This is a genomic window from Hymenobacter sp. DG25B, from assembly GCF_000801315.1.
Taxonomy (GTDB): Bacteria; Bacteroidota; Bacteroidia; order Cytophagales; family Hymenobacteraceae; genus Hymenobacter.
In genome coordinates, this window is record NZ_CP010054.1 from 603,592 (window position 1) to 629,296 (window position 25,705).

At 59.4% G+C, this 25,705-nt stretch carries 22 protein-coding genes; 11 read left to right on the forward strand and 11 right to left on the reverse strand.

Going from position 1 to position 25,705, the window contains the following annotated elements; all coding sequences use genetic code 11:
- Positions 1-10: 10 nt before the first annotated feature.
- The 3 genes from PK28_RS02625 to PK28_RS02635 all read right to left on the reverse strand — a co-directional run bounded on the left by PK28_RS02625 (position 11) and on the right by PK28_RS02635 (position 4,258).
- Positions 11-754 carry a class I SAM-dependent methyltransferase gene (locus tag PK28_RS02625; protein WP_044511114.1) on the reverse strand — a complete coding sequence of 248 codons (744 nt, stop codon included), beginning with the start codon at positions 752-754 and terminating at the stop codon, positions 11-13.
- Entirely contained in the window at positions 751-1,728 is a 978-nt protein-coding gene (locus PK28_RS02630) for a glycosyltransferase family 2 protein (protein WP_044511116.1), read from the reverse strand. The genes PK28_RS02625 and PK28_RS02630 overlap by 4 nt, the downstream gene beginning before the upstream one ends.
- A gap of 235 nt (positions 1,729-1,963) precedes the next feature.
- The gene (locus PK28_RS02635; RefSeq protein ID WP_156126212.1) at positions 1,964-4,258 is read right to left on the reverse strand and encodes a DUF6311 domain-containing protein; all 2,295 of its coding nucleotides are present in this window, start codon (positions 4,256-4,258) and stop codon (positions 1,964-1,966) included.
- A gap of 208 nt (positions 4,259-4,466) precedes the next feature.
- Here PK28_RS02635 and PK28_RS02640 point away from each other — a divergent pair, with 208 nt between their 5' ends.
- From PK28_RS02640 to PK28_RS02655, 4 genes are all read left to right on the forward strand, one after another.
- A complete protein-coding gene (locus tag PK28_RS02640; RefSeq protein WP_156126213.1) occupies positions 4,467-5,864 on the forward strand; it encodes a hypothetical protein in 1,398 nt (465 codons plus the stop codon).
- A 78-nt stretch (positions 5,865-5,942) separates the two neighbouring features.
- Complete coding sequence (locus tag PK28_RS02645; RefSeq protein WP_156126214.1) at positions 5,943-6,476, forward strand: hypothetical protein; 534 nt, start codon at positions 5,943-5,945, stop codon at positions 6,474-6,476.
- Positions 6,477-6,519: 43 nt separating this feature from the next.
- A complete protein-coding gene (locus PK28_RS02650) occupies positions 6,520-7,845 on the forward strand; it encodes a hypothetical protein (protein ID WP_044511123.1) in 1,326 nt (441 codons plus the stop codon).
- A gap of 45 nt (positions 7,846-7,890) precedes the next feature.
- Entirely contained in the window at positions 7,891-8,439 is a 549-nt protein-coding gene (locus PK28_RS02655) for a carbohydrate binding domain-containing protein (RefSeq protein ID WP_044511125.1), read from the forward strand.
- 11 nt (positions 8,440-8,450) lie between these two features.
- Here PK28_RS02655 and PK28_RS02660 read toward each other — a convergent pair whose 3' ends face one another.
- From PK28_RS02660 to PK28_RS02670, 3 genes are all read right to left on the reverse strand, one after another.
- On the reverse strand, positions 8,451-10,286 hold the full coding sequence (locus PK28_RS02660; RefSeq protein ID WP_044511126.1) for a hypothetical protein: 1,836 nt from the start codon (positions 10,284-10,286) through the stop codon (positions 8,451-8,453).
- A 56-nt stretch (positions 10,287-10,342) separates the two neighbouring features.
- Entirely contained in the window at positions 10,343-11,065 is a 723-nt protein-coding gene (locus tag PK28_RS02665; protein WP_044511128.1) for a glycosyltransferase family 2 protein, read from the reverse strand.
- A gap of 102 nt (positions 11,066-11,167) precedes the next feature.
- A complete protein-coding gene (locus tag PK28_RS02670; protein ID WP_044511129.1) occupies positions 11,168-11,959 on the reverse strand; it encodes an SDR family oxidoreductase in 792 nt (263 codons plus the stop codon).
- Positions 11,960-12,111: 152 nt separating this feature from the next.
- Here PK28_RS02670 and PK28_RS02675 point away from each other — a divergent pair, with 152 nt between their 5' ends.
- The 6 genes from PK28_RS02675 (at position 12,112) to PK28_RS02700 (ending at position 17,787) form a co-directional block, all read left to right on the forward strand.
- Positions 12,112-12,642 carry a 3-hydroxyanthranilate 3,4-dioxygenase gene (locus PK28_RS02675; protein ID WP_044516112.1) on the forward strand — a complete coding sequence of 177 codons (531 nt, stop codon included), beginning with the start codon at positions 12,112-12,114 and terminating at the stop codon, positions 12,640-12,642.
- A 23-nt stretch (positions 12,643-12,665) separates the two neighbouring features.
- Positions 12,666-13,712, forward strand: coding sequence for an amidohydrolase family protein (locus tag PK28_RS02680; RefSeq protein ID WP_044511131.1), 1,047 nt, complete (start codon positions 12,666-12,668; stop codon positions 13,710-13,712).
- Positions 13,713-13,768: 56 nt separating this feature from the next.
- Positions 13,769-15,043 (forward strand): putative hexosyltransferase, encoded by a 1,275-nt coding sequence (locus PK28_RS02685; RefSeq protein ID WP_156126215.1) that lies wholly within the window; start codon positions 13,769-13,771, stop codon positions 15,041-15,043.
- Positions 15,044-15,089: 46 nt separating this feature from the next.
- Positions 15,090-16,373: a kynureninase gene (gene kynU / locus PK28_RS02690; RefSeq protein ID WP_044511135.1), complete on the forward strand. Its 1,284-nt coding sequence runs from the start codon at positions 15,090-15,092 to the stop codon at positions 16,371-16,373.
- A gap of 90 nt (positions 16,374-16,463) precedes the next feature.
- Entirely contained in the window at positions 16,464-17,153 is a 690-nt protein-coding gene (locus tag PK28_RS02695) for an LptF/LptG permease family protein (protein ID WP_044511137.1), read from the forward strand.
- A 25-nt stretch (positions 17,154-17,178) separates the two neighbouring features.
- The gene (locus tag PK28_RS02700) at positions 17,179-17,787 is read left to right on the forward strand and encodes an alpha-ketoglutarate-dependent dioxygenase AlkB family protein (RefSeq protein WP_044511139.1); all 609 of its coding nucleotides are present in this window, start codon (positions 17,179-17,181) and stop codon (positions 17,785-17,787) included.
- A 76-nt stretch (positions 17,788-17,863) separates the two neighbouring features.
- Here PK28_RS02700 and PK28_RS02705 read toward each other — a convergent pair whose 3' ends face one another.
- A complete protein-coding gene (locus tag PK28_RS02705; protein ID WP_044511140.1) occupies positions 17,864-20,557 on the reverse strand; it encodes a TonB-dependent receptor in 2,694 nt (897 codons plus the stop codon).
- 175 nt (positions 20,558-20,732) lie between these two features.
- Positions 20,733-21,026, reverse strand: coding sequence for a hypothetical protein (locus PK28_RS02710; RefSeq protein WP_044511142.1), 294 nt, complete (start codon positions 21,024-21,026; stop codon positions 20,733-20,735).
- A gap of 229 nt (positions 21,027-21,255) precedes the next feature.
- On the opposite strand from PK28_RS02710, the gene PK28_RS02715 reads away from it, so the two are divergent.
- On the forward strand, positions 21,256-22,653 hold the full coding sequence (locus PK28_RS02715; RefSeq protein ID WP_082016921.1) for an FAD-dependent oxidoreductase: 1,398 nt from the start codon (positions 21,256-21,258) through the stop codon (positions 22,651-22,653).
- Positions 22,654-22,751: 98 nt separating this feature from the next.
- On the opposite strand, the gene PK28_RS02720 is transcribed toward PK28_RS02715, so the two are convergent.
- The 3 genes from PK28_RS02720 to rpoN all read right to left on the reverse strand — a co-directional run bounded on the left by PK28_RS02720 (position 22,752) and on the right by rpoN (position 25,633).
- Positions 22,752-23,183, reverse strand: coding sequence for a hypothetical protein (locus PK28_RS02720; protein WP_044511145.1), 432 nt, complete (start codon positions 23,181-23,183; stop codon positions 22,752-22,754).
- Between the two features lie 146 nt (positions 23,184-23,329).
- Entirely contained in the window at positions 23,330-23,956 is a 627-nt protein-coding gene (locus PK28_RS02725; RefSeq protein WP_048825481.1) for a hypothetical protein, read from the reverse strand.
- 93 nt (positions 23,957-24,049) lie between these two features.
- A complete protein-coding gene (rpoN, locus tag PK28_RS02730; RefSeq protein WP_044511146.1) occupies positions 24,050-25,633 on the reverse strand; it encodes an RNA polymerase factor sigma-54 in 1,584 nt (527 codons plus the stop codon).
- Positions 25,634-25,705 lie beyond the last annotated feature (72 nt).

Genomic DNA, 25,705 nt, shown 5'->3' on the forward strand with positions numbered 1-25,705 from the left:
AAGATAAAAACTAAGCCGGCTTGCGGGCCAGCGCAAACACACTCACGCCCACTGGGGCATTGAGGGCCTGCAACAAGCGGTTTTCAGCGGTGATGTAGCCGCGCAGCAGCGTGTTGAGCAGCGGGGGCGTGGCAAAAAAATCGTCCTTGGCAGGGCCTTTCTCCGCCGGCAGCACGCGCTTAAGCAGGCGTACGGCCGCGGTGGGGAAAAACAGCCCCACATTCCAGTAGGAGTGGCGCTGCACCTGCAGGCCGGCCCCGCGCAGGGCGGCCGTAAGCTGGGCCGCGCTGTAGCGGCGCCAGTGCTGATTTACCTCATCGTGCTTGCCCCACAGAAACTGGAAGGCCGGCACAAATACCAGCAACTGGCCACCGGGCCGCAGCACCCGCATCCACTCGCGCAGGGCCTGCGCCTCGTCCTGAATGTGCTCCAGCACATCGGAGGCTACTACCAGATCAAAGGCGGCATCGGGGAAGTCTAGCCGGGCGCCGTCCATGCAGGATACGTTGGGGATGCCGCGCTGCCGGGCCACGGCCACGCCGGCCTCACTCACATCAATACCGGTGAGATTGGTATAGCCCACACTCTCCAGGCGCTGCAAAAGGGGGCCGCCGGAGCAGCCAATTTCCAGCACCGCGGCGGTACGGGGCAGCTTCAGGTCCTGAATCAGGCGAAATACCATGTCGCGCCGGGCCTGAAACCACCAGTAGTTTTCTTCTATCTGATGATACTTGAGCTCGTACTCAATATTCATAAAGCAGTGCCGGTTGGTAACCCCACCGGGCGCGGCAAAGTGGGCGCGTCGGTTACGTTGGTGTCGGAAATGATATAGAGCGGCCGTTGGCGCACGTTGGCCAGCAGCCGGGCAATGTACTCGCCAATAATGCCCACGGCAATGAGCTGCACGCCGCCCAGAAACAGAATGCTGATCATGAGCGAGGCCCAGCCCGGCTGGTAGTTGCGCGTTACAAACCGCTCGTATAAAGTATAAAGCATCACCAGAAATGCTATACCCGAAACGACAAAGCCGCTGATACTGGCGGCTTTCAGCGGTACATCGGAAAAGCCGGTGATGCCATCCAGCGCCAGGCGCAACATCTTGCGGTAGGTGTAGCCCGTTTCGCCACCGGCCCGCTCGGCCCGGTCATACTCCACATAGGTCTGGCGGTAGCCAATCCAGGAAATCTGCCCGCGGATAAACTTGTTCTGCTCCGGCATGCGCCGCAGAGCATCTACCACCTTGCGGGACACAACGCGGAAGTCGCCGGTATCTACCGGGATAGAAATATTGGTGATGCGGGCCAGCAGGCGGTAAAACAGCTTGGCGGTAAATTTCTTGGCGGCACTTTCCCCCTGGCGGGAGCGGCGCTTGGCATATACTACTTCGTAGCCCTCGCGCAGCTTGGTGTATAGCGCCGGAATCAACTCCGGCGGGTCCTGCAAATCGGCATCAATGATAACTATGGCGGCCCCGGCGGAAAGATCCAGCCCCGCGGACACGGCAATCTGATGGCCGAAGTTGCGGCTGAAGTCGGCGTAGCGCACGCGCGGGTCGCGGGCGGCCAACTCCCGGATAAGACTGAGGGAGCGGTCGGCCGAGCCGTCGTTTACAAATACAAACTCGTAGCTGCCCAGGCTCATCGAATCCAACACCCCACGCAGGCGCTCATACAGCGCCGGGATATTTTCTTCTTCGTTATAAATGGGTATGATAACCGACAGATCCACAGGAGACAAGCAACAAGAGGGCAAGGATAATGACCGGGTGGCACCCACCGGATAGAAGCGTCTACATTAGGCCCGGAAAAGCTCAGCCCCGAACCAGCAGAAGCGCGAAAGTACGGAATTAACCCCGCAGAATGTCGGCCTTCTGTACTACCGGCGGTAGCCCTGCCCGCGGTTTGGTAGGTTGGCCGCCAGCACTCCGGAGGACGGTGGCGCGAAAACAAATAAGGGGCGCGGCCTAATCCTGCAGGGGAAAGTTGTTTTTGAAAGTCCTGCCTGCTGCCGGTTGATCATACACATCGGCTGCGGCGGGCCGGATGAGCAGGTGGGCCGCTTCAAAAGGGTCGCCCTCCAGACGCACCATCAGCCGGTTATTAGGGTTTTGCAGGCGCAGGGTAACGGAGGGGCGTGTCCAGCCCTGGTACACCTCCACAATCTGCCGGGCGGGCGCCTCATAGTTTGCCACCGGCTGGCCGGTTTGGGCATCCAGCTCCTGCACCCGTAAGATGGGCAGGTTATTCATCCCCACGACCCGCACCCAAACCGATACTTCGTAATGGGCAGTATCCACGGCCTGCGGAATGCGCCCCTCAAAAAGCACGGCCGACTGCTGGCCCCGCAACCGCCCGCCTCCCAGCGGCGAGGCAGCTCCGGCGCTGACCGGCCAGGTGCGGCGCACGACATCGGGGCGGGCAGGTGCGGCGGGGGCGGCAGCCAGCGCGGCCTGTCGGTAGGGCGCGGCCTCCAGCGCAGCCACCGGCAATTCATACAGGCTTACGTGCTCGTCCTTTAGCAACAGCTTACCCAGCGCAACCAGCCGCTGCTCAGCCGGCGTGAGGCTTTCCTGGGTCACCAGCAGCAGAAAAGGCTTGCGCGAGGGCAGGGCGGAGAGCAGCGCTTTAGGCAGCTCCGGCGCCGACAGCAGCTGAGCCACCGCCAGCCCCTGGGCCTGCGAGGTGCGGGACATAGAGGAGGCCACTATAGGCAGGCCGGTTTGCAGGGAAGCCCGCATAGCTTCATAGGCCGAAGCTGGCATAGAATTGCTCCCAAACTGCTCGGGACCCAGCAGGAAGTAGGGCAGCGGCACAATGGCCTGGTAAGTGTGCTGGGGTGTATTCTCCCAGTTGAGGTAGCGGATAAAGGTGTCGGTGGGGTGCAGAAGGGCCTGCGCCGTGTAATGCTTGTCGGCGTTGGTGTTCCTGATGCGCCTGGCCCAGGTAGTGAGGGCCGTGCGGCCTTCCCAGCCCCATACCAGGACTACCAGCAGCAGGAGCGTGTGGGCAAAGCGCCCGGCCCGGCGCTGGCGCAGGTAGCGGCCCAACTGGTAGAAATAAAACACGGCATATACCGTGAAGAAGAAGTAAAATATCCAGGCAAAGCGGCCAATAGAGCGGAACTGCTTGAGGGGCTTAAGCCATTCCAGCAGCCAGGAAAAACCCCAGATAAAAGGCACGCCGCAGGCAAATAGCAGCGTGAGAAGGCCCGCATATACGCCAATGCGCAGGGGCAGGGGCAACACCGGCCGCAGAATCAGCCGCCACTTGCCCCGCAGCAGATACCGCAGAACTTTTACCGCCGTGAGGGCCAGTACCAGCAGACTCATTAAGCCCACATAGGCCCAGCCTTCTCCCACCGTTTCGGGGGTGCGGAAGGCGGCGCGCCAGAAGGAAGCCAGCGGATCGAGGACGGGGTAAAACACGCTTTCGAAGTGGGAGCGGTATACCAGAAAGCCGTAGGGCGTGGAGGGCCGGTCGGTAACGGAATCGGTGAGGGCCATCCACCCCTGAAACAGCACAACAGGTGCCAGGGCCGCCAGCGCCACCCGGGCCACCAGCGCTAGGGGGTAGGCGGAAGTAGTAGCGCGGCGCTGCAGCAGCATCACCAGGGCAAAGGCCAGCCCCAGTAAAGCCGTCAGCAGCACCAGGTAAGGGTGCAGCAGGCCCGCCAGCAGCCCCACCGCTACAAAAGCCAGCAGTGGCCCCCAGGCCCGGGGAGCAGCCAGGGCGCGCGCCAGCAAATACCACAGCAGGGGTACCACAAAAGCATAAGATAGGGCATAGTGCCCCAGCCAGCGCTCCAGCTGCGGGGCCATAAAGCTGATGAGCAGGGCGCCCACCACGGCCGGCGCGGCCGGCAGCAGCACCCGCCGCAATAGCAGGTAGACCACTACGGCCGTGAGCGGCAGAGAAAGCAGCATCAGGCCATTGAGCAGGGCCAGACCATGGTCGGCCACGGGGAGGCCGGCCTGCTGCAGGTAAGCCAGCGGAATGCCCAGCAGCGGCTGCCCGTCCGCAAATACCAGGTGCTCACCATACGGGTACAGCATGCCCGTGAAATGGCTGCCGTGCCCGTAGCGCAGGTGATAGAGCAGAGAGTAGTAGTTCTTGGTACCATCGCCGCCCGCCGCAAAGGTGTACTGCCCCGGATGCAGCAGAACAGGCCCCAGGGCGGCATACATCAGCGCGGCCGTGAGCAGCAGCAATACCAGTACTGGCAGCCCGTGCCGACGGAAAGAGGAGGAGATGTAAGACAAGACAGGGAAAGGTAGATAGCCGGATAGCAGGAAGCCGGACAAAGATAGCAGCGCCGGCCTGCCCAGCATACCCAGGCAGGCGAGCTTTGGAAGCAGGATTTTCCGGCCGCCAAAGAGTAGTATTGGTCTTTTGCGGGCTTGGCTATCTTTGAGCTTCTTCGCCTCATTGGCGGCCAGCTTTTATTCCTTCCCGGGCTATTTATTTGCTATGACCACTCTTCGCCGTGCGGGCAATACTTTGTTCTGGCTGCTGCTGGGGGCGCTGGTGCTCATCAGTGCCGGCCTCTACAATGGGTTTCCCCTCGTGACTTCCGACACGGGCACCTACCTGAACAGTGCGCTGGAGCTGTCCGTGCCCGATGACCGCCCCATCACCTACGGCCTCTGGACGCTGGCCACCGGGCTGCGCAGCTCTTTGTGGCTGGTAATTTTTGCCCAGGGCCTGCTGCTGGCCTGGCTGCTATGGCGCTGCATGGTGGCGTTTGTGCCCCGCCTGCAACACCCGGCCGGCCGGCTGGGGCTGTTGCTGGCGGCCACTTGGCTTACCGGCGTATCGTGGTACTGCAGCCAGCTGATGCCTGATATTTTTACGGCCGTGGGTATGCTGGCTTTGGCCCTGTTGCTGCTTACCCGGCCGGCGCTGCCGGAGCGGCTGGCCCTGCTGGCTATTCTGCTGCTGGCGGCCATCATGCACTCCTCCAACCTGCTCAGCTTGCTGCTCACGGTGCTCAGCGTGGGCGCCGTGGGCTGGCAGCAGCGGCTTTTCCGGCGAGGCGTTTTGCAGCGGGCCAGCTGGCTGCTGGCGCTGGCTGTCACGCTGGCGGGCTGGGTTATGCTGCCCGGGCTGCACCTGGCTTTTGGCGGCAGCGGCGAAATTTCCAAAGCCTCCCCGGCCTTCCTGATGGCCCGCCTGTCGGAAACCGGGGTGCTGGAAAAGTTTCTGCACGAAAACTGCGGCCCTCAAAACCAATACAAGCTCTGCGCTTTCCAGAACGATCTGCCTAATGATGCCATGCTGTTTATGTGGGATGCCAACAGCCCGTTGCAGCGCACGGGCGGCTGGAATGCCAATCGGGATGAATATCGGCACATCATCCGGCAAATCCTGCTTTCCCCGCGCTACTACCCGCTGTTGGTTTCGGAAAGCATACAGGCCACGCTCCGGCAGCTTACGCACGTGGGTTATGGAGATGGCCTGACGCCGTTTCGGGAAAACACCAGTCCCTACTGGAAGGTAGGCGGCTATACCCCCTATGAGCTCAAAGAGTACATGTCGTCGCTTCAAAACCGGGGGCTGCTGGATTTCAAAAGCCTGAACGAGCGGGTGTATACAGTGCACCTGCTGGCGCTGCTGGCCATTGGCTGGCTGGTGCTGGGAGCCGGGCGGGCGCGGGTAGCGCCGGCGGCCGTGGGTCTGGTGCTGGTGTGCGGGGCCGGGCTGGTGAGCAATGCCTTTGTAACCGGCAGCCTGGCGAACGTGCTCGACCGTTTGCAGGGCCGCGTGTCCTGGCTGCTGCCGTGGGTAGCCCTGCTGCTGCTGGCGCAGTATCTGCCGGTGGAAAGGTGGCGCCCGCAACCCCACCCCGCCCCGGAGAGTCCCCACTGATAGGCCGGCTGTTAAGGGCGTGTGGATAATCTGCCTAATTTCGCCGGTATACCGGTATACCAGTTGATGAATTCCTGCATGAAATTACTGCTGACTGCGCTGGCCGCGCTAAGCCTTACGGCCTGCTCCTCCGCCCCGGAGCTGGGCACCCCCAGCGACACCATCACGCGCAACGACTTTGAATCGATGATGGGCTGGGTGCCCGATGCTTCTACCCTGACCCGGGACCATGCGCACTCCGGCCAGTATGCCCTGCAGGTAACGCCCGAGCACGAATTCAGCCTCACTTACCAGGCCATGCTGGGCAACGTAAGTGCGCACAAGCTGCGCGGCATTAAGCTGGAAGCCTGGGTTTATTTACCCGATGAGAAGACCACCGGCGTGCTGGGCGTGCAGATTCTGGACCCGGCTCAGGGCAACAAGGAAATCTTTGGCGGGGGTATCAACCTGCCGGAAACCGTGAAGGAATACGGCAAATGGGTGCAGGTCAGCAAAGACATTATGCTGCCGGATAACATTGCCTACACGCACAACTTGAAAGCGTTTTTGTGGCGGGCCGGCGCGGCCTCCACGGTGTACGTGGATGATCTGAGTATTAAAGCCATTGAATAAGTAGCGCCGCCGCACCCCTGGCCCGCCCCTTCCTGTAGCCAATATGCCCCAAGAATTTACGCGCATTTCCACGGTGCTGGTTCGGCCCAAGCAATGGCCGTGGCAGTTGGCCGCTGTTTTGGCCTTTGTAGTAGAGGTGCTGCTCTTCACCAGGCTGCGGGGGTACTTTGGGCCGTTCTGGAGCCCGGTGTGGTTTTATCTGGCCTCGGTGGCGCTGTGCGTGTGTGCCGTGCTGGCACAGCTGGATCAGCCTGCGCCCACAGAGCCCGCACCCCTGGAAAGCCGCCGGGTGCTGGGCTCCTGGCTGGTGGCTTTGCTGGGCGGCGTAGCGGTGCTCTACGTACAGGCCCCGGTTATTCTGGGCCACCCGGTAGATGTAACGCAGTCCGATATTATCCCTATTCTGCAGAACTACGTGCACCGCTTCCTGAGCGGGGAGGTGGTGTACAAGTACATTACCAATCTGCCGTACCCGCTGTTTCCCAATCATTTGCCCTTGCAGTGGCTGCCCTATGTAATGGCCGAGCAGCTGGGGGTTGATTACCGCTGGTGGGCACTGGGGCTGCTGCTGCTGGTTGGGTTTGGAGCGTATCTGGCGTTTTTGAACGGCCAGCGGCTGCGGGGGGGGCTTTTTGCCGCGGCGGCCGTATTGCCTTGGCTGCTTTTATGGCACCTTATTAAGGTAGACAGCGGACTGTTTGCGCATACCGTGGAGTTTACCATCATTGCCTATTACTGCCTGCTGGTGGCAGCCATCTTTTCCCGCTCGGTGCTGGTGCAGGCGGCGGCGCTGGTGCTCTGCCTGTTGTCGCGCTACTCGGTGATTTTTTGGGTGCCGTTGTTTTTGTGGCTGTTGTGGCGGGAGCGGAGCCGCTGGCACGCTGTAGCGGTGGCTGGCCTTACGCTGCTGGGCATTGTGTTGATTTATGTGGTGCCTTTTCTCTCCAAGGACTGGACGATTTTTACGCACGCCCTAAGCGAGTATAAAATTGCCACGCTGGGGGAATGGACGCGCACCAATGGCCCCGATGGTAAGCCCTGGCATTTGTTTGGCGGGTTGGGGTTTGCCTCCTGGTTTTATACTTATGGCAGCGGTGATGTTCCTGCTCGCATCAGCCTGCTGCAGAAAGCCCACGTGGTGGCTTCTTTAGGAGCTGTGGTGCTGAGCGCCGGTGTCTACTGGCTATTGCGCCACCGCCTCGATTACCGGGTGCTGGCACTGGCCTCCCTGAGCTTTTACCTGAGCACTTTTTACGCTTTCATTCAAATACCCTACGCCTACCTCACCTCCCTCACGCTGTTTATCTCAGTGTTCGTGCTGGCTATAGCCTGGCGGCAACCACCCGCCGATAGTCTGCTGGCCCAATAGCGTCCCGCTGCCATTTTATGTCTTTCTCTTTTGCTTGTTGATGCTATGTTTGCTTCCCGCTCTGCTGCCTTGCTGGCGGCACTTTTCTTAGTAGCCTGTTCCCCACAAACGGATACTGATAAAGGAAAAAAGCCACTGGCCTTCAACGATTTTGAGAATGTAGATGGCTGGCTGGCTGACTCGCCCTATCTGTTAACCCTAAGCCGGGAAAAAGCCCACTCCGGCACCTATAGCAGCCGGGTAGATGGCAACCATGAATTCAGCCTGGGCTACAACAACGCCCTCAGCCGACTCTCCCCCGACTGGCCGCCTAAGCTGACGGTGGGCGCCTGGGTGTTCGTGCCCAACGAACAGGCCAGCGCCCAACTGGTCATCGAGATAAAGCAGCCAGGCAAGGACGGCAAAGGGCTGCTCTGGCAGGGGCTGGACCTGAGCAAAGCCGTGAAGCTGTACAACCAGTGGCAATACGTGGAGCAAACCATTACCCTGCCCGATACGGCCGGCCCCCAAAGCCGGCTGCTGGCGTACGTGTGGCGCGGGCAGAGTACCCAGCCCGTTTTTATGGACGATTTGCAGGTAACGCTGGGCAAATAGCCTGCGGTGCGCTATTCCGTCACGTCTATGGGGCGGCGCAGGCGTACGGGCCAGTCCTGGAAATCTTTACTAACCAGGCTGATTTCCAATGTGTAGCGACCCGGCTGGTGCGGCGCCTGCACGCGGATAGTTTGCGTCCAGGGCTGCCACACGTCCACCTCCAGCGCTACCTCCAGCGGGGCCGTGTCTGAGGGCCAGTTGTGGGGCTTATAGAAGCCGGAACGGATTAAGGTAGGGTACGGACCACGTATGCCCGAGTGCAGCGGCTGCGCCGCTGCGGGCACGCGCACCTGCACCCGCAGCTGCTGCACCTGCCCCGCCCGGATAGCTGTGGGCAACGAATCAACCAGTTGCAGCTGCACCTGCCGGTGCGCCCCAATATAGCGGCGCAGGGCGGCTGTATCCTGGGGCGGCTGGGTGTTGAGGACGCGGTACGCGGTATTGGGGAAGCGGTAGTACCGGGTAGGTACCTGGGCGCTGGGAATGTTATCAAAAGGCTCCAGAAACGTGGTGGTCTGCGCGCCCGCCGCGGCCAGCTGATCTACGTCCCAGCCCACCCGCACGGTCTGCACCGAGTCGGGGTTTTGGCGGGCGCTGACCATCATGGTTTCGCTGGCCATGGCCCACCAAGGCCAGCCCGCCCGCAGGCCCTGCGGATCCACGTTATCGGGGTACATAATGTATTTGCGCTCCGGAAACTGCCGGGTATAGGTAAGCAAGTGCTTCAGCCACTGCTGATAAGCGGTATAGGGAATATGCTGATGCCAGAGCACCGCCAGGCGCAGGCCCAAAACCAGGGCCAGCAGTCTGGCGGCCACCAGCCGGCCCTGCCCGCTCCAACGGTGCTCCAGGGCAGGCAGCAACTCCATGGCCAGGGGAATCGCCACAAAAAATGTAAGCGGCAGATACAGGTTTTCCAGATACGTAACTTCGGTATAGCCTCCGCGGGTAACGCTTACAATAAAGACGTACCCAACCACACTACCCCAAATCAGCAGCAGGCGCAGCGTAGCCAGCCAGCTGCGCTGCCGCAGGTAGAACACCGTGAGCACGGCCAGCAGCACCGGCAGCAGAATAAAGTTATGGGTACTCAGGTGCCAGAAGTTGTCGAAGCTTTCCAGCGAGAGGTAGTGCGGAAAGTATTTCAGCAGGTTGGGCACAAACGTCATCTGCGAGTCCTCGTAGGAGCCGGGCGGAATCAGCTTGGTGCGCAGCACATGCAGGGCCAGGGCCAGCGCCAGGTAGCCGTAGTAGGCCCAGTCCCGGAAGCGCCGGTTCAGTAGCCAGTCATACACCCACACAAACAAAAAGGCTATGAGGGCGGTGGGGTAGCCAAAAATGAATACCGGAATCAGCGCCGCCAGCGCCAGACTACTAAAGCGCCGCTGAATGGGCGCCTGCCGGGCTACGCCGGCATAAAAAAGCAGCAGCGGCATCAGCGCCTGCGGCAGCTCCGACTGCGACCAGTAAAACGTACGCGTAGAGAGCAGCACCATCAGTAGAGGCACTACCAAGGCCACCTGCTCGTTGCGCAGCCAGTAAGCGCACGCCAGAAACACCGCCAGGTAGTACCCCACAAAAACCAGGGAGTACAGCCGCAGCACCACATCCAGCGGCAAGCCCGCCTTCACGGCCATTAAAGTGGGCCACTGCGTAACCACGGCCACAAACCGCCGGTTCTGCAGAAACAGCGCCTGGGTTTTAGTGTACACATAGGTGTGCCAGGCCAGGTCATAGTAAGCCGCCCGCTCCAGATAAAAATGCCAGGCAAAAAACAGCAGGACCAGCAACGTACCCAGCGCCAGGCGCATGGGCCAACGGGTAGCATATACTTTGGGAAGGAGCATACAGGATGAAATAGCGGGGCGAAGGGCCACGCAGGGTACTGGTAGAACCGCCTGGTTTAACCAAACAGCCCGTACTTCACTATGCAGTAAATAGCCCGCACACCATCGCGCCAGCCTATTTTCTTGCCCTCGGCGTAGGTGCGGCCATAGTAGCTGATACCCACCTCGTAAATGCGTACGCCGGGCACGCGGGCCACTTTAGCGGTTACTTCGGGCTCAAAGCCAAACCGCTTTTCCTCCAGCACCAGGCTCTGAATAATATCCCGCCGAAACAGCTTATAGCAGGTTTCCATATCGGTCAGGTTCAGATCCGTGAACATGTTGGACAGGAAGGTGAGGAACTTATTGCCGATGCTGTGCCAGAAAAACAGGATACGGTGGGGCTTGCCGCCCATAAACCGGGAACCGAATACCACATCGGCAAAGCCTTTCAGAATGGGCTTAAACAGCACGTTATACTCCTCCGGGTCGTATTCCAGGTCGGCGTCCTGAATAATGACATAGTCGCCGGTAGCCTCCCGGATGCCCGTGTGCAGGGCCGCGCCCTTGCCCTGATTTACGCTGTGGTGCAGCAGCCGCAGCCCCATTTTAGGGTTCTGCTCCATGTAGCTGGTAATGGCGGCCGCCGAGCCATCGGTAGAGCAGTCATTCACCAGAATAATCTCCTTGCGGATGCCATTTACCAGCACGGTTTCGTGCAGCAAATCCAGAATCTGATGAATGGTGCGGGCTTCGTTATAAACCGGAATAACGATAGAGAGCGTATCAAACTTGACCAAATCGGGGGTAGTTGAGCGTGGTTGGGGGCCAGTGGCCGCTGCGAAGGAAGCGCCTAAAAGCGTTTCCGCCAACAGCGGCCCCGGGCAAATCAGCAAAAACCCTTACAGGCTGCCGGTGCGGCCGCCATCTACGGGCACGTTAATGCCGTTGATATAGCCGGCCGCCGGCGAGGCCAGAAACGCTACGGCGGCGGCTACTTCCCCGACCTGGCCAAAGCGCTGGGCCGGAATCAGGCGCAGCATGCCGGCCTCAATTTCCTCCGTCGTCTGCCCGGTAGTCTGCACTTTTTTCTCGATGAGCGAGGTGTGCCGCTGCGTGATGGTAGCACCGGGCAGCACGTTGTTCACGGTAATGCCATGCGCCGCCAGCTCGTTGGCCAGGGTTTTAGCCCAGTTGGCCACCGCCGCCCGAATGGTGTTGGATACGCCCAGTCCCGGCAGCGGCTGCTTTACGGAAGTGCTGATAATATTGATGATGCGCCCGTAGCCGCTGGCTTTCATGCCCGGCACCACAGCCTGAGCCAGCAGGTGGTTGCACACTAAATGCTGCTCAAACGCCGCCCGAAAAGCATCCACGCTGGCCTCCAGAATGGGGCCGCCGGCCGGGCCACCCGTGTTGTTCACCAGAATCTGAAAGCCAGCGGGGTGGCTACCCAAATATTCCTGCAGGCGCTGGGCCAGCTGGTCGGGGTGGGAGAAATCGGCTACTATATAATCGTGCTGCTGGCCGTGGTCAGTGGGCAAATTGGCGGCGGCTTCCCGCAGACTGGCTTCGTTGCGGGCCAGGAGCGTGACGGTGGCGCCCAGGCGGGCCAACTCTTCGGCGGCGGCCCGGCCAATGCCCTGGGTACTGCCGCCCACCAGCGCGCGGTAGGGAGTTAAGGAAAGATTCACGGTGGAATAAGAATAAGGATGCGACAGACGGCAAGGTAGAAAGTTGTGGGCTTACGCGGGAAGTTGCGGCGGCAATTCCGTACTTAGCCGGGCGTTTGTGCTGGTTTTTTGGCCTGCTGCGCCCTTTGTTTCCCACCTCAACCCGCCCCGTTATGCCCGTCGCCCGTCCTTTCAACTTCCAGCAGTGGATTGATGAACACCGCCATTTGCTGAAGCCACCCGTGGGCAACCAGCAGGTGTTCAAAGACAACAAAGACTTTATTGTGATGGTGGTGGGCGGCCCCAACGCTCGCAAAGACTACCACGTGGACGAAGGCGAAGAGCTGTTCCTGCAGATAGAGGGCGACATAGTAGTCAAGATTATCGAAGACGGTAAGCCCGTGGATATCGAAATCAAGCAGGGCAGCATGTTTCTGCTGCCGCCCGGCGTGCCCCACTCCCCGCGCCGCCCGGCCGGCACCGTGGGCCTGGTAATAGAGCGCTACCGCTCTGCAGGCGAGCTGGATGGCTTTCAATGGTACTGTGAAAACTGCGGCAACAAGCTCTACGAGGAATTCGCTGAAATCACGGATATCGTGGCCCAGCTGCCGCCCATTATGAACCGCTTCTGGCAGGATGAGCACAAGCGGACCTGTCAGGTGTGCGGCACCGTAATGCAGCCACCCGCGCCGGTTGCTTCCTGATTTATTGCTTCTAGTCCCCACCCGTGCTTAAAGTCGATATTCACACTCACATCCTGCCCGAAACCTGGCCCGACCTGCGCGAGCGGTACGGCTACGGCGGCTTCATCCGGCTGGAGCACCACAAGCCGTGCTGCGCCCGCATGATGCAGGATGATAAGTTCTTCCGCGAAATCCAGGATAATTGCTGGGACCCGCAGGTGCGCATGCGGGAGTACGACCAGTTTGGCGTTGATGTGCAAGTGCTCAGCACCGTACCCGTGATGTTCAGCTATTGGGCTAAGCCCCACGATGCGCTGGACCTGAGCCGCCTGCTCAACGACCATATTGCCGGCGTGGTGGCCCGCTACCCCACGCGTTTCGTGGGCTTGGGTACCATCCCTATGCAGGCTCCCGATCTGGCTATCAAGGAGCTGGAGCGCTGCGTGAAAGAGCTGGGCATGGCCGGCGTACAGATTGGCTCCCACGTGAACGACTGGAATCTGGACGCCCCGCAGCTGTTTGAGGTATTTGCGGCCGCCGAGGAGCTGGGTGCCTGCGTATTCGTGCATCCCTGGGACATGATGGGCCAGCAGAAAATGCCCAAATACTGGCTACCCTGGCTGGTGGGTATGCCCGCCGAAAGCACCCTGGCGCTCTGCTCCCTGGTTTTTGGTGGCGTGCTGGAGCGCCTGCCTAAGCTGCGCGTAGCCGTAGCCCACGGCGGCGGCACGTTTGCCTCTACCATTGGCCGCATTGAGCACGGCTTCCACGTGCGCCCCGACCTGTGCGCCATCGACAACAACGTAAACCCCCGCGAGTACCTGGGCCGGTTCTGGGTAGATTCCCTGGTGCACGACCCGCTGATGCTGGACTACCTGGTGAAAACACTGGGCGCCGATAAAATCACCCTCGGTACCGATTATCCTTTTCCCCTAGGCGAGCTGCAACCGGGGCAATTGATTGAATCCATGCCTTTCCCTGATGAAATAAAAGCCCGCATGCTGGGTCAGAATGCCCTGGACTGGCTGGGTCCCCAACATCCGCAGATAGCCCGCCTTATGACCTCCAACGCAACCACCGGACTCCGGTAAATGGGCTATGAAGAAGCATGATGCTAAGCTGGTAAACCTTTGTAGCCATTCCTGAGATGCTCGAGCCTTCGTATCGTCGTCAGGCGGTGTATTACGGTTTGCTGTTTATGATGCTGATGGTGTTGGTACCCCGGGCCGGCCACCAAGGCGACGTAGGCTACTGGGCAAATTGGGCATCGTATATACTTGAGCATGGGCTGGGCAACACATACGCTGACCCCAGCAACAACTACAATCCCTTTTACCACTACATCCTGTGGCTTTTCGGAAAGCTGCTGGGTAATGCTGAGCGTATCAGGTCCTATATCAACTCGCTGAAGGGATTCACGCTACTCTTTGATTTTGCCGGGGCTATTTGGGCCGCCTCTCTGGTAGCACAGCGTAACCGCCGGTTTGAGCTGAGCCTGCTACTGCTGTTCAATATTGCATATCTGTATAACACCCTGATTTGGGAGCAGGTGGATGCCATTTATACGTTCTGGGTGTTTGGAGCCGTAGTATTCGCAGTACAGAGGAAGCCAGTGCTTAGCGTAATGCTCTATGTATTGGCGTTGGCCACTAAAACGCAGGCCATCATCTTTATGCCTCCGCTACTGTTACTGTGGCTTCCCCTTTGGTGGCAGCGCCCGCAGTGGATCTGGAAATCTGTTGGCGCCGCTGCACTCACATCATTATTACTGTTGGCGCCCTTTATCTGGGGTGGTACCAAAAACTACCTGCCCCACATTCTGGACATAAACCGGGACGCGGTTGATTATGCTCCGGTGGTAGCTGTGAATGCCTACAATTTCTGGCATCTTCTTTTTCAGAATGTAGACCTGCGGTTTGTTTCCGATGCCCAACATTTCGCCGGGCTCACCTACAAGGGTTGGGGGTTGTTGCTCTTCTTTGGCTTTTCCGCCATTACACTTTTTCCCTTGCTGGCCTCGGCTGTGCAAAGTGTGCTGAAGTGGCCACGTACCCAAATCTGCCTTAACCCAGGTCCATCTATAGAATTGGTTCTGCTAAGTTGTGCCCTGATTCCGCTGCTGTTTGCGTTTTTCAACACCCAGATGCATGAGCGGTACTGGCACCCGGCCATTCTATTTTTAGGAGCTTACGGTTTTTTGACCCGTAGTTACTGGCTGTACATAGCGGTTTCAGTGGCCTACTTCCTCAATCTGGAATCGGTGCTGCATTTCCTGAAATCAAAGCCTTACACCATCACCATTATGCAGCCCTGGTTTGTGGCCACTTTATTTGGTCTGATCATTCTGTTGGGCTTGGTTAAGCTGTACGCCAGCGTAAAATGGCCTTGGACAGCGTTGCCGGAGCCATCTGCTTCAAGTTAAGCTTGCTCCACTCTTAGAGGCCGCCCCTGCCTATCTTTGCCCACACATGACCTTCGAGCCTACTCCCGAATTCGCTGCCCACCTAGACGCGCAGGATCCGCTGCATTTGTTCCGTACTCAGTTCCACATTCCCCCTGGTCCTGAAGGGGGAGAAGCGGTGTACCTGTGCGGCAACTCCCTGGGGCTTTTGCCCCGCGCTGCCCGCGCCGCCGTGGAGGAGGAGTTTGCCTCCTGGGAAGAGCGCGCCGTGGAAGGCCATTTCCTGGGCGCTATGCCTTGGATGCACTACCACGAAAACCTGACGGCGGCCACCGCCCGGCTGGTAGGCGCCCAGCCCGTGGAAGTGGTAGTGATGAACAGCCTCACCGTGAACCTGCATCTGCTGCTGATTTCCTTCTACCGGCCCACCACCTCGCGCTACAAAGTACTGATGGAAGGCGGCGCTTTCCCTTCGGATCAGTACGCCTTGGAGTCGCAGGTGAAGCTGCACGGCTACCAGCCCGAGGAGGCCATTGTGGAGCTGGTGCCGCGCCCCGGCGAGCACACGCTGCGCACCGAGGACATTGAAGCCAAAATTCAGGAGCTGGGCGATTCGCTGGCTACCGTGATTCTGGGTGGCGTGAACTACTACACCGGGCAGGCCTTTGATATGGCTGCAATCACGCGGGCCGGCCACGCCGTAGGGGCCATGGTCGGCTTCGACCTGGCCCACGCCGCCGGCAACCTGCTGCTGCACCTGCACGACTGGGACGTAGACTTTGCCTGCTGGTGCTCCTACAAATACCTTAACTCCGGCCCCGGCGGCACCAGTGGCGTGTTCGTGCACGAGCGGTTTGCCAACCGCCCCGATCTGCCACGCCTGGCCGGCTGGTGGGGCCACGACCCCGCCGACCGTTTTCAGATGAAAAAAGGCTTCCGGCCCATGCCCGGCGCGGCCGGCTGGCAGCTCTCCAACGCCCAGATTTTCCCCATGGCCATCCACCGCGTGGCCCTCAACCTGGTGGAGGAAGCAGGCGGCATGCCGGCGCTGCGGCAAAAGAGCGAGCAGCTCACGGCTTACCTCGAGTTTCTGATTCGGCGCCTGGAACTGGCCAAGGATGTCCTCGAAATTATTACCCCGCCCGACCCCGCCCAGCGCGGCTGCCAGCTTTCTCTGCTGGTGCACCGCAACGGCCGCGAGCTGTTTGAGCACCTGGCCAGCGTGGGCATAATGGCCGACTGGCGCGAGCCTAACGTTATTCGGATGGCGCCCGTGCCGCTGTACAATACCTTCGCCGATGTCCAGCGCGCCGGTGCGGCCCTGGCCGATTGGTCGCGCTGGGCGGAATAATTTTTTGGGTTTAGCTGTTTAAATGCAGTCTGAATTCGTACCTGCACATATCCCACCTGCGGATATCTGTTATTTAAGTTGATTTCACCTATGGCTGAAGAATATGCGGCCAAAATGGCCACCAAATCCCTGGCTGAGCTGCTGCAATACGTAACGGCCCGCTACCAATACCGGGAAGATGCCGTGCTGGCCGCCCTGGACGAGCTGGCGCGGCGCGGGCAGCCCTACGCCGAAGCCGATGCACTACGCCCTTCGCTGGAGGCAGCCGTGCGGGAGCAGGAGGTGCAGCAAGCTGCTGCCCGCCAACTCTCCGAGGCCAATGATACGGAAGTGGTAGCCGAAGTCGCCACCACGGATACGGCGCTCTATTCGCCCATTTCCATCACTATTCTGTCGGTCTTCTTTTCCATGCTGGCCGGGGGCATTCTGTTGTGCATGAACCTGTTTCGGCTGGGTCGGGTGCGGGCCATGCTGGGGCTGATTCTGTTTCTGGTAGTATACCTGGTGGCGGGTACGCAGCTGCTTATGTGGGGTATTATGCAGCAGGGTGTCAACCCGTTTCTGGCGGCCCTGATTTTTAATGGTGGGGCTTTGGCGGCGTATCTGCTCTGGTTCTGGCCCCGCTACGTGGGTGCCACCAGCTACCGCAGCCGCAGCCTGTTGCCGCCCATTATCCTGTGTTTTCTGGTGGTGTGGGGCTTGCAAAAGATGATGCCCTACCTCATGAAGCAGCAGCCCAAGGAAGTGCAGCGGGAAATGGAGCAGCTCATCAAGCCCTAAACGCTGGTTCATCTTAGCCCCTGCCGTGCCGCTTTCCTCCCTCTCTCTGCCCGCCGCTGACGTCTGGCTTGATCCGCAGTTCCTGCCGCCTGCAGAAGCGGCCCGGCTGCAACAGGAGTTAACGAATACGCTGCAATGGCGGCAGGAGCCCATCCGGCTGTTTGGAAAGCAGGTGCTGCAGCCTCGCCTCACGGCTTGGTACGGCGACGCCACTGCCCGGTACAGCTACTCCGGGCTGGACCTCACACCCCAACCCTGGACGCCCGCCCTGCTGGCCCTGCGCACGCTGGTAGAGCAGGCCACGGGCGCCACTTTCAACAGCGTGCTGCTCAACCTTTACCGCACCGGGCAGGATAGCATGGGCTGGCACGCCGACGATGAACCCGAGCTGGGCCCGGAGCCGGTTATTGCCTCCATCAGCCTGGGGGCCACGCGGCGCTTTCGGCTGCGCCCGCGCCACTCGCAGCAGCTACCTCATGCCCCGCTTGGTCTGGATCTGCCCTCCGGCAGTTTGCTGGTGATGCGCGGTACCACGCAGCAGCACTGGCAACATGCCGTGCCCAAAACCGCCCGCCCGGTGGGGCCACGCCTTAACCTTACCTTTCGCACTATTCACGCACAGCCTGGTCGCTGATTTACGACTTGGTTTAGCCACAATAAAAAAGCCCTTCCATTGCTGGAAGGGCTTTTTTCGAATAGGGAGGTTGGGATTATTTGATATCCACAAGTACACCTACGAATGCGAGGCGTCCAATGTTGGGGCCGCCATATACCTGGGTGTTGTTCTGGTTCAGCAGGTTAGAAGCACCGGCCTGCAGCGTAGCCCCCAGCTTAGGCAGGGAGTAGCCCACAAAGGCATCCAGGCTGCTGTAGTCATCTAGCTGGCCCTGCGCGAAGGGCATCTCATAGAGGTGACCCTGCGCCCAGCGGTAGTTCAGCGAGTAGCTCAGGCTGCTTACGGCTACGCCATTCACACCCACGTTAAACTTGTGCTTGGGCGTGTTGAAGAAGGTCTGGAAGCCTTCGGGCAGGTTGTCTTCCTCCAGCACGTTCAGGGAGTAGTTGCCGGTCAGGTTCAGCGCCTTGGTCATGTAGTACGTGAGTCCCAGAGCGGCGCCCTGGGTGCTTACTTTCTGGCGGGCGTTGGTCCAAACCTGCAACACGCGGGTTTGGGAGTTGGGGTCCTGGAACGGCGTCAGCGGCGACTTTTTTGCCTGTTCTGCCTGCAGCTGCTCCGCCGTGGGGCGACTGCCGTCGCGGTTACCAATGAAACGCTGGGCGCCGATGAAGTCGTTGTAGCTGCTGCGGAAGTAGTTGACATCCACCAGCACTTTCTCAGCCAGAATAGCTTTGTAACCTACTTCATAGGTGTTCAGGCGCTCCAGCTTCAGCTTGGCATATTCTACCGGGCTCAGGTTGGTGAGGCTGTAGCCCTGGAAGCCGTTGCCCACGTTGCCGAGCAGCACTACCTGGCCTACATCGAGGCGGATGTACTGGTCCAACTGGGTAGGGGAGCGGAAGGCGCGGCCGTAGCTGGCGCGGAAGTTATGCTGTTTGTTGGCACCGGCCGAGTACACAGCCGAGGCGCGGGGTGAGAAAGCCGGATCAAAGTTCTTGAAGTCGTCTACGCGGCCGGCAACGGCCAGCTTCAGGCGGTCTTCCAGCATTTTATAGGTCAGCTGCGAATAGGCCCCCAACTCGTGGTTCTGAATCCGCTCGTTGTCATCTGCATACAGGTTGCCGTTGGAACCGAGGCGGAACTTGCGGTAGGCCGCGCCTACAATCAGGTCGGTTGCTTCGCCAAACTTGAAGTTATACTGGGCGTTGCCTTCGTTCAGCAGGGAGCTGGGGTTGAGGCGGGCACCACGGCCGGGAGTAGCATCTTTGATAATCTGGCTGCGCAGCGAGGAAAACTCCGGGCTGTTGGGGTCGAGCTGGTACTTAGCCGCGGCGGCCTGGGCAGCGGCCTGGGCCTGCTCGTTGCTCATACCCTGCTGGCGGGCGCCTGCGTAAGTCTGCACGTAGGCATTGTAGTAGGCACCGGCGTAGCTAACCGGGTTGCCCTGAGCATCTTTTACACCCGGAATGGGCGAAGTCTGGATAAAGGCACCCAGGAAGCTCAGGTCGTAGGAGTTGTTGCCGAAGTCCTGCACCGACTGGCCCCGCAGGAACCAGTTCTTACCCTTGATTTCGCCGTGGTACTGGTTGGTGCCAAAGTCCTTGAAGCGGTAGCGGCTGCTGCTCTGGTACGAGGCGGTGCCCCGGGCAAAGCTGGCCCCAATCGTCATTTTGGTGTTGCTGTTGAGCAGGTAAGAAACCGTGGGCTGGAACTTGCGGGCCGTAGCCTTGTCGTCATTCGCCACCAGGGTTTTCTCATCAAAGCCGGGCATAAACACCGTTTTGCCGCGCACTTCGGGGAAGGGGAAAGACTGCGGGAAGGTATAGCCGCCCAGCTCGCCGTAGCGGTTCACGGCATCGTAACCCAAAGTAGAGCCGGCAGCATTGTTGCGGCGCTCAACCTGCGTGCTGGTAGCGTTGTAGTTGCTGGCCAGCCAGTCATCGGCGGTGAGGTAGCTGCCCACCACTTTAAAGGCGAACTTCTCGCCCAGTTTTTTGGCGTAGCGCACTTGGCCATCCAGGTAGCTGCGCTGGCCACCGCGCACCCGGAAGCTCAGGCCTTCGCTCACGAAAGCGTCCCGGGAGTTCAGCAGCAACACGCCATTAAAAGCGTTGGCCCCGTACAGCGCCGAGGCCGGGCCATGAATAATTTCAATGCTTTCAATATCCAGCTCCGGTACGCCCGTCAGGTTACCGGCATTGGCGTTCAGCGAGGGCGACTGGGTATCGAAATAGTCGGTCAGCTGAATCAGACGTTCCGATTTTGCCGAGTTAAAGCCGCGGGTACTCAGGCTGTTCATCAGCAAGCTGGAGCTGTTCACATCAATGCCCTTAAAGTGGTTGAGGCCCACCTGAATATCGGCAGTGGGGATGCGCTCTACCTGCTGGGCCGTGATTTTCTCCACCGTTACCGGGGCCTGCAGAATGCCTTCCTCCACGCGGGAGGCCGCCACTACTACTTCGTTGGTGAAGGCCGCGCTGGGCTCCAGGGCTACCTGGAGGGCGCCATCCGGCTGACTCAGCGTAACATCACGGGTTTCATATCCCACAAAGGATACCGACAGCACCACCGGTTCCGCACTGAAATCAGCACGCAGCGTGAACTTGCCTTCGCGGTCGGTGCTGGTACCCACAAAGGTGCCTTTCAAAAAGACGGTGGCGCCAGGCAGGGGCTCACCGGTGTTAGTCTGGACTATTCCTGAAATAGGATTTTCCTGTTGTGCCCAGGTGGAATGGGCCAGGCATAGGAATAAGGCCAGGAGCCAGGCTCCGTAAAATTTTTTCATACAATAGGTGAACAGAAAAGAGGTCGGTATAAAAAACGAGGCACAAATGTAATGGAAAGCCCACCGGGTGCCAAAACATACCGACACTTATTTGTTTGCCTATCAGTAGGATAGAGGGTGGAATGAAATAGGGTTTATTAAAGACAGAATGGAGCCGCACTAATGCGGCCGCCTGCTAGTAGCGAATATCCGGATGGCCATAGAGGTTCTGGCATTCCGTGCGGCCAATTATAAATTCTCCTATCTGAAAAATATCAGCCCGGGTGAAGGTAACCCCCAGGCGGCCGGCCGGCATGGTAGAGAAAGCGGGCAGCGTTTGCTGAAAGGGAATGGCCAGCTGCTGCGGCGGCACCACGGGGCGGGCCACGGCTGCCGGTCGCTTGGCACGGGGCAGCGGCCGGGCTTTAATGGTAGCAGAAGAAGAAACGCCAGGTTCGGAAGCAAATAACGAAAAGGGTGTCCACTGCATAACGGTAGCGGTAAGGAAGGGTGGGGGAGGCTGAGAGCGTTGTTATACCAGATAAATCATTGCATCGTATAATTTCATATTAAACAAGTATAATCAAATGTTTAGAATAATTCATCTAATTATGTATAATATTTTAATAAAACTGTAATCTGGCAATAAGCAGGGTTTGCCAACCACCTCCGTTTTGCTAAAACCGATTTAGATTGCGCTACGCTGTCTGTTATTCTGTATGAGTACATCTTCTTCTGACGCTGCCACGGCCGGTTCTTCGGCTGCTTCTGCTGAACGCTACACCATTATGGGGGCCGGGCTGGTGGGCTCTTTGCTGGCACTATATCTGGCCAAACGCGGGTACCCGGTGGAAGTGCTGGAGCGCCGCCCCGACCCCCGCCTGGCCGGCCCCATAGAGGGCCGCTCCATAAACCTGGCGCTTTCCGACCGGGGCCTGCGGGCCCTGGAGGGCGTGGGCATAGCCGAGCAAATCCGGCAGGTAGGCATTCCCATGTATAGGCGCGTGATGCACGATGTAGCCGGTAACCTTACCTCCCAGCCCTACGGCCAGGATAACCAGGCCATTTACTCCGTATCCCGGGGCGGGCTGAATCGCACGCTGCTGGAGCTGGCCGAAGCAATGCCCGGCGTGGAGGTGCAGTTCAGCCAGCAGTGCCTGAACGTAGATACCCGCAACCTGACCCTGGAGCTACGCAACACGGCCACCAATCAAGTGTACACGCGGGATTTTCAGCGCTTATTTGGGGCCGATGGGGCCTTTTCCGCCGTACGCGGCGCCCTGCAGAAGACCGACCGCTACAACTACTCCCAGAGCTACCTGGAGTACGGCTACAAAGAGCTGAACATAGCTCCGGGCCCCGGCGGCACCTGGCAGCTGGAGAAAAATGCCCTGCACATCTGGCCCCGCGGGCAGTATATGATGATTGCGCTGCCCAACCTGGACGGCTCTTTCACCTGCACACTGTTCTTCCCCTATGAGGGGCCCCATTCCTTTGCCGCCCTGCAAACCCCGGCGCAGGTACAGGCGTTTTTTGAGGAAGTCTTCCCCGATGCGGTGCCGCTGATGCCGGAGCTGGTGGAAGACTTTTTCCAGAACCCTACCGGCTCCTTAGTTACGGTGCGGTGCTTCCCGTGGGCGTTTGATGATGCCGTGCTGCTGCTGGGCGATGCCTCCCACGCCATTGTGCCTTTCTACGGGCAGGGCATGAATGCGGGCTTCGAGGACTGTACCGTACTCAACCAGCTGATGGACCAGCACGGCGACGACTGGCACGTTATCTTCCAAGAATTTCAGCGCCAGCGCAAGCCCAACACCGATGCCATGGCCGACCTGGCTGTGTACAACTTTGAGGAAATGCGCGACCGGGTGGCCGACCCGCGCTTCCTGCTCCAGAAGAAAATCGAAAGTAAAATCTCGGCGCAATACCCCGGCCGCTGGGTTCCGCTGTACTCGCAGGTAACCTTCTCCGCCACGCCCTACGCCGAGGCCTGGAGCGCCGGGCAGCGCCAGGACCAGATTATGCAGCGCCTGATGCCACATATTCAGCAGGAAGCCGACTATGACCTGCCCCAGGTGCAGGCCCTTGTAGCGGCCGAAATGGAGGCGAATCACTAAGCACTGGCCCACTTTAAAAGTAAGCCGCCCGGCCAGCCCATCAGGATTGATTGGGCAGCCGGGCGGCTTGTTGTTGCAGGTAGAGTGTGAGGTAAAATCTAGCGTTTGGCCGTGGCCGGGGCTTCAAAAAGAGCCAGTGGCTCGCGGTTGCGGAGCCAGTAAAAGGTAGCCAGCTGGCTGGAGCGCAGTACCCGGCTCAGGTCGGCGGCATACCGGCGGTCCAGGCGGCGCTGGGCACGGGTAGCGCCTACCAGACGGGTGGCCGCGGCTTCCTTCTGGCACAAGTGGCTGTAGGTGTAGCGCTGAAACTGGCTTTGCTGTTTAGGGCTTAGATCCAGCGCATCACTAAAGCGCTGAGTAATGAGTTCGGCCTTATCTGACTTCGACAGAATCAATGGTTCAGCGGATTCCTGATCAGCCAGGAAGTTAGCGGGGCGCATATTGGATTGCGCCTGTACACCACGAGAGCCGGCCAGAATACCTACCAGCAAAAGCAGAGCAACCAGGCGAGCGGTGTAAAAGTGAAACATGGCAATAGATGGTGAAATAGGGAGAGGTACAGAATTATGTTCCAAAAGTACAAGAAATAAATGCAATTCAATCTAGGTATCAGACGAAATTATTTATTCCTCTACCAAAGCCGCTGAAAAATCGTCCAAAGTGGCATTTCAGCCGACTAACCTCGCCAGTAAGCCGCTAAACTGAATACAATACCAAGTCCTGCACCAACGCCAGCCACCACTTGAGCCTTTGTATGGGCGCGTAAGGCCAGGCGGGCCCATAAAACGGCCGCCGCTACCACCAGCACTACCCCAATCAGAAATAAAGCCCCCGGGGCCGCCAGCTGTTGTAAGCCCAGCAGCGTGAGCAAGCCCAGCGCCCCACCCATGCCCATAGCGTGCGCACTGATTTTCCAGCGGAGCGTTACCACAAAGGCCAACAGCACGGCCAGGGTCATGCCCAGCATCATTTGTCCCAAGAGCGGGTCAAACACCGCCGGGCGGTAGAGTAACCGCGCCGCGGCCCCAAAGCTTATGGTGGCCAGCAAAAGGGGCCAGGCCCGCTGCTGCCGCTCCTGCAGCAGCAGGGAGCTTACCAGCCCCGCCCGGTACAGCGCGAAGGTTCCCAGGGTGGGCAGCCCAAATGTAAACACCGCCACCACCGCCATGATTACCCAGCGGTCTGGCAAGGCGGGCCGCACCAGCGCCCCGGGCAAGGCGTAGCAAACTAAAGCAAACAGATACGTAGGGACCAGCAGCGGGTGAAACACTCCCGAGAGCAGGGTAGCAAAATGCTTTTTCAAGAACAGGCAGAATAGATAGTGAGGCGCAAGATACAGCCCCGGCGGAGCACCCTGCCGGGCATAAAAAAAGGCCGGTAGCTACCGGCCTTTTTCTTAGAGTTCTTTGCGCAGACGCGCCACCGGTATGTTCAGCTGCTCCCGGTACTTGGCCACGGTGCGCCGGGCAATGTTGTAGCCCCGCGCGTTCAGCATCTTTTCCAGCTTGTCGTCGGATAACGGCTTGCCTTTGCTTTCGCCTTCAATTATTTCCTTCAGAATGTGCTTCACCTCGCGGGAGCTGGCGTCCTCGCCGGAGTCGGTGGCAATGCCTTCGGAGAAGAAATACTTCAGCGGATAAATGCCGAACTCCGTCTGCACGGCTTTGGAGTTGGCCACGCGGCTCACGGTGCTGATGTCCATGCTGATTTCCTGGGCAATGTCCTTCAGAATCATGGGCCGCAGCTTGCCTTCGTCACCTTCCAGGAAGAACTCGCGCTGGTAGCGCACAATGGCGTCCATGGTCTTCAGGAGCGTGTTTTGGCGCTGCCGAATGGCATCAATAAACCACTTGGCCGAGTCCAGCTTCTGCTTCACGAAGGTGACGGCCTCCTTCATCTTGGTGTCTTTCTTGGCGGCCTTGTCATATGTCTGGAACATCTCCTGGTAGGCCGGCGACACGCGCAGCTCGGGCGCGTTGCGGGCGTTCAGGGTCAGGCTCAGCTGGCCGTTGTCGTTGGTCAGAATGAAGTCGGGGATGATGTACTGCACCTTGCCCAGGCCTACCGGGCCGGTGCCGCCGGGCTTGGGGTTCAGCTTCAGAATCAGGGCAATGGCGTCCTTCAGCTCGTCATCTTCCAGATCCAGCTTTTGCTGAATGCGGGTGTAGTGCTTCTTGGTAAACTCGTCGTAAGTATCGGTCAGAATCCGCTCGGCGTGCTCTACTACCGGGTCGTCCTGGTGGCGGCGCTCCAGCTGCAGCAACAGGCACTCCTGCAGGTCGCGGGCGGCAATGCCGGGCGGGTCGAAGCTCTGAATCAGGTGCAGCACCTGCTCTATTTCCTCGGTGGTGGTTTCGATGTTCTGGGAGAAGGCCAGGTCGTTGACGATGGCCGACAGGTCGCGGCGGATGTAGCCGTCGCCATCAATAGAGCCGATAAGCTGGCGGCCAATGGCTTCCTGCTTTTCGTCTAAATCAGTAAAACCCAGCTGGTTCAGCAGGGAGTCGATGAGGGAGCCGCTGGTATCGGCCAGGGGCATTTCCCGGTCGTCTTCCGGCTCTCCGGGGCCGTCGCCCTGCATTTTGTAGCCGGCTATTTCGTCGTCGTTGAGATAGTCGCCCAGGTCCAGATCGTCATTGTCGTTCTGGCGTTCCTCGGGCGCAGCTTCTTCGGCTACGGGCAGCTCTATTTCGGGCTGCTCGTCGGCGGGCTCGTCAAAATCCTCATCCAGCGTGCTGTTGTCGCTATCGAACTCGGCATCGGGGTCGTTGTCGAAATCCTCGGCGTCTTCGTCGCGGTCCTGCTCCTCAAACTCCTCCTCGGGCTCGTCGTCGCCTTCTTCCAAGGCCGGGTTGGCCTCCAGCTCTTCTTTGATGCGGGCTTCCAGCTCAGCAGTAGGAATCTGCAGCAGCTTAATGAATTGTATCTGTTGGGGGGACAGCTTCTGCTGGAGAAGCTGTTTCATGTCCAGTCGTTGCATACGCTAAAAATGGTACGCCCCGCTGGCAGCGAAAGCGGGGTTTAACTTCAAATGTAGGCCTTTCTGTACTTG

What these genes read in the sequence shown, in the direction of transcription:
- PK28_RS02695 (WP_044511137.1), top strand. Translation starts at nt 16,464, where the DNA reads ATGGCTGAAGAATATGCGGCCAAAATGGCCACCAAATCCCTGGCTGAG.
- PK28_RS02720 (WP_044511145.1), bottom strand. Translation starts at nt 23,183, where the DNA reads ATGTTTCACTTTTACACCGCTCGCCTGGTTGCTCTGCTTTTGCTGGTA.
- PK28_RS02650 (WP_044511123.1), top strand. Translation starts at nt 6,520, where the DNA reads ATGCCCCAAGAATTTACGCGCATTTCCACGGTGCTGGTTCGGCCCAAG.
- PK28_RS02715 (WP_082016921.1), top strand. Translation starts at nt 21,256, where the DNA reads ATGAGTACATCTTCTTCTGACGCTGCCACGGCCGGTTCTTCGGCTGCT.
- PK28_RS02645 (WP_156126214.1), top strand. Translation starts at nt 5,943, where the DNA reads ATGAAATTACTGCTGACTGCGCTGGCCGCGCTAAGCCTTACGGCCTGC.
- PK28_RS02710 (WP_044511142.1), bottom strand. Translation starts at nt 21,026, where the DNA reads ATGCAGTGGACACCCTTTTCGTTATTTGCTTCCGAACCTGGCGTTTCT.
- PK28_RS02660 (WP_044511126.1), bottom strand. Translation starts at nt 10,286, where the DNA reads ATGCTCCTTCCCAAAGTATATGCTACCCGTTGGCCCATGCGCCTGGCG.
- PK28_RS02655 (WP_044511125.1), top strand. Translation starts at nt 7,891, where the DNA reads ATGTTTGCTTCCCGCTCTGCTGCCTTGCTGGCGGCACTTTTCTTAGTA.
- PK28_RS02640 (WP_156126213.1), top strand. Translation starts at nt 4,467, where the DNA reads ATGACCACTCTTCGCCGTGCGGGCAATACTTTGTTCTGGCTGCTGCTG.
- kynU (WP_044511135.1), top strand. Translation starts at nt 15,090, where the DNA reads ATGACCTTCGAGCCTACTCCCGAATTCGCTGCCCACCTAGACGCGCAG.
- PK28_RS02685 (WP_156126215.1), top strand. Translation starts at nt 13,769, where the DNA reads ATGCTCGAGCCTTCGTATCGTCGTCAGGCGGTGTATTACGGTTTGCTG.
- PK28_RS02625 (WP_044511114.1), bottom strand. Translation starts at nt 754, where the DNA reads ATGAATATTGAGTACGAGCTCAAGTATCATCAGATAGAAGAAAACTAC.
- rpoN (WP_044511146.1), bottom strand. Translation starts at nt 25,633, where the DNA reads ATGCAACGACTGGACATGAAACAGCTTCTCCAGCAGAAGCTGTCCCCC.
- PK28_RS02675 (WP_044516112.1), top strand. Translation starts at nt 12,112, where the DNA reads ATGCCCGTCGCCCGTCCTTTCAACTTCCAGCAGTGGATTGATGAACAC.
- PK28_RS02705 (WP_044511140.1), bottom strand. Translation starts at nt 20,557, where the DNA reads ATGAAAAAATTTTACGGAGCCTGGCTCCTGGCCTTATTCCTATGCCTG.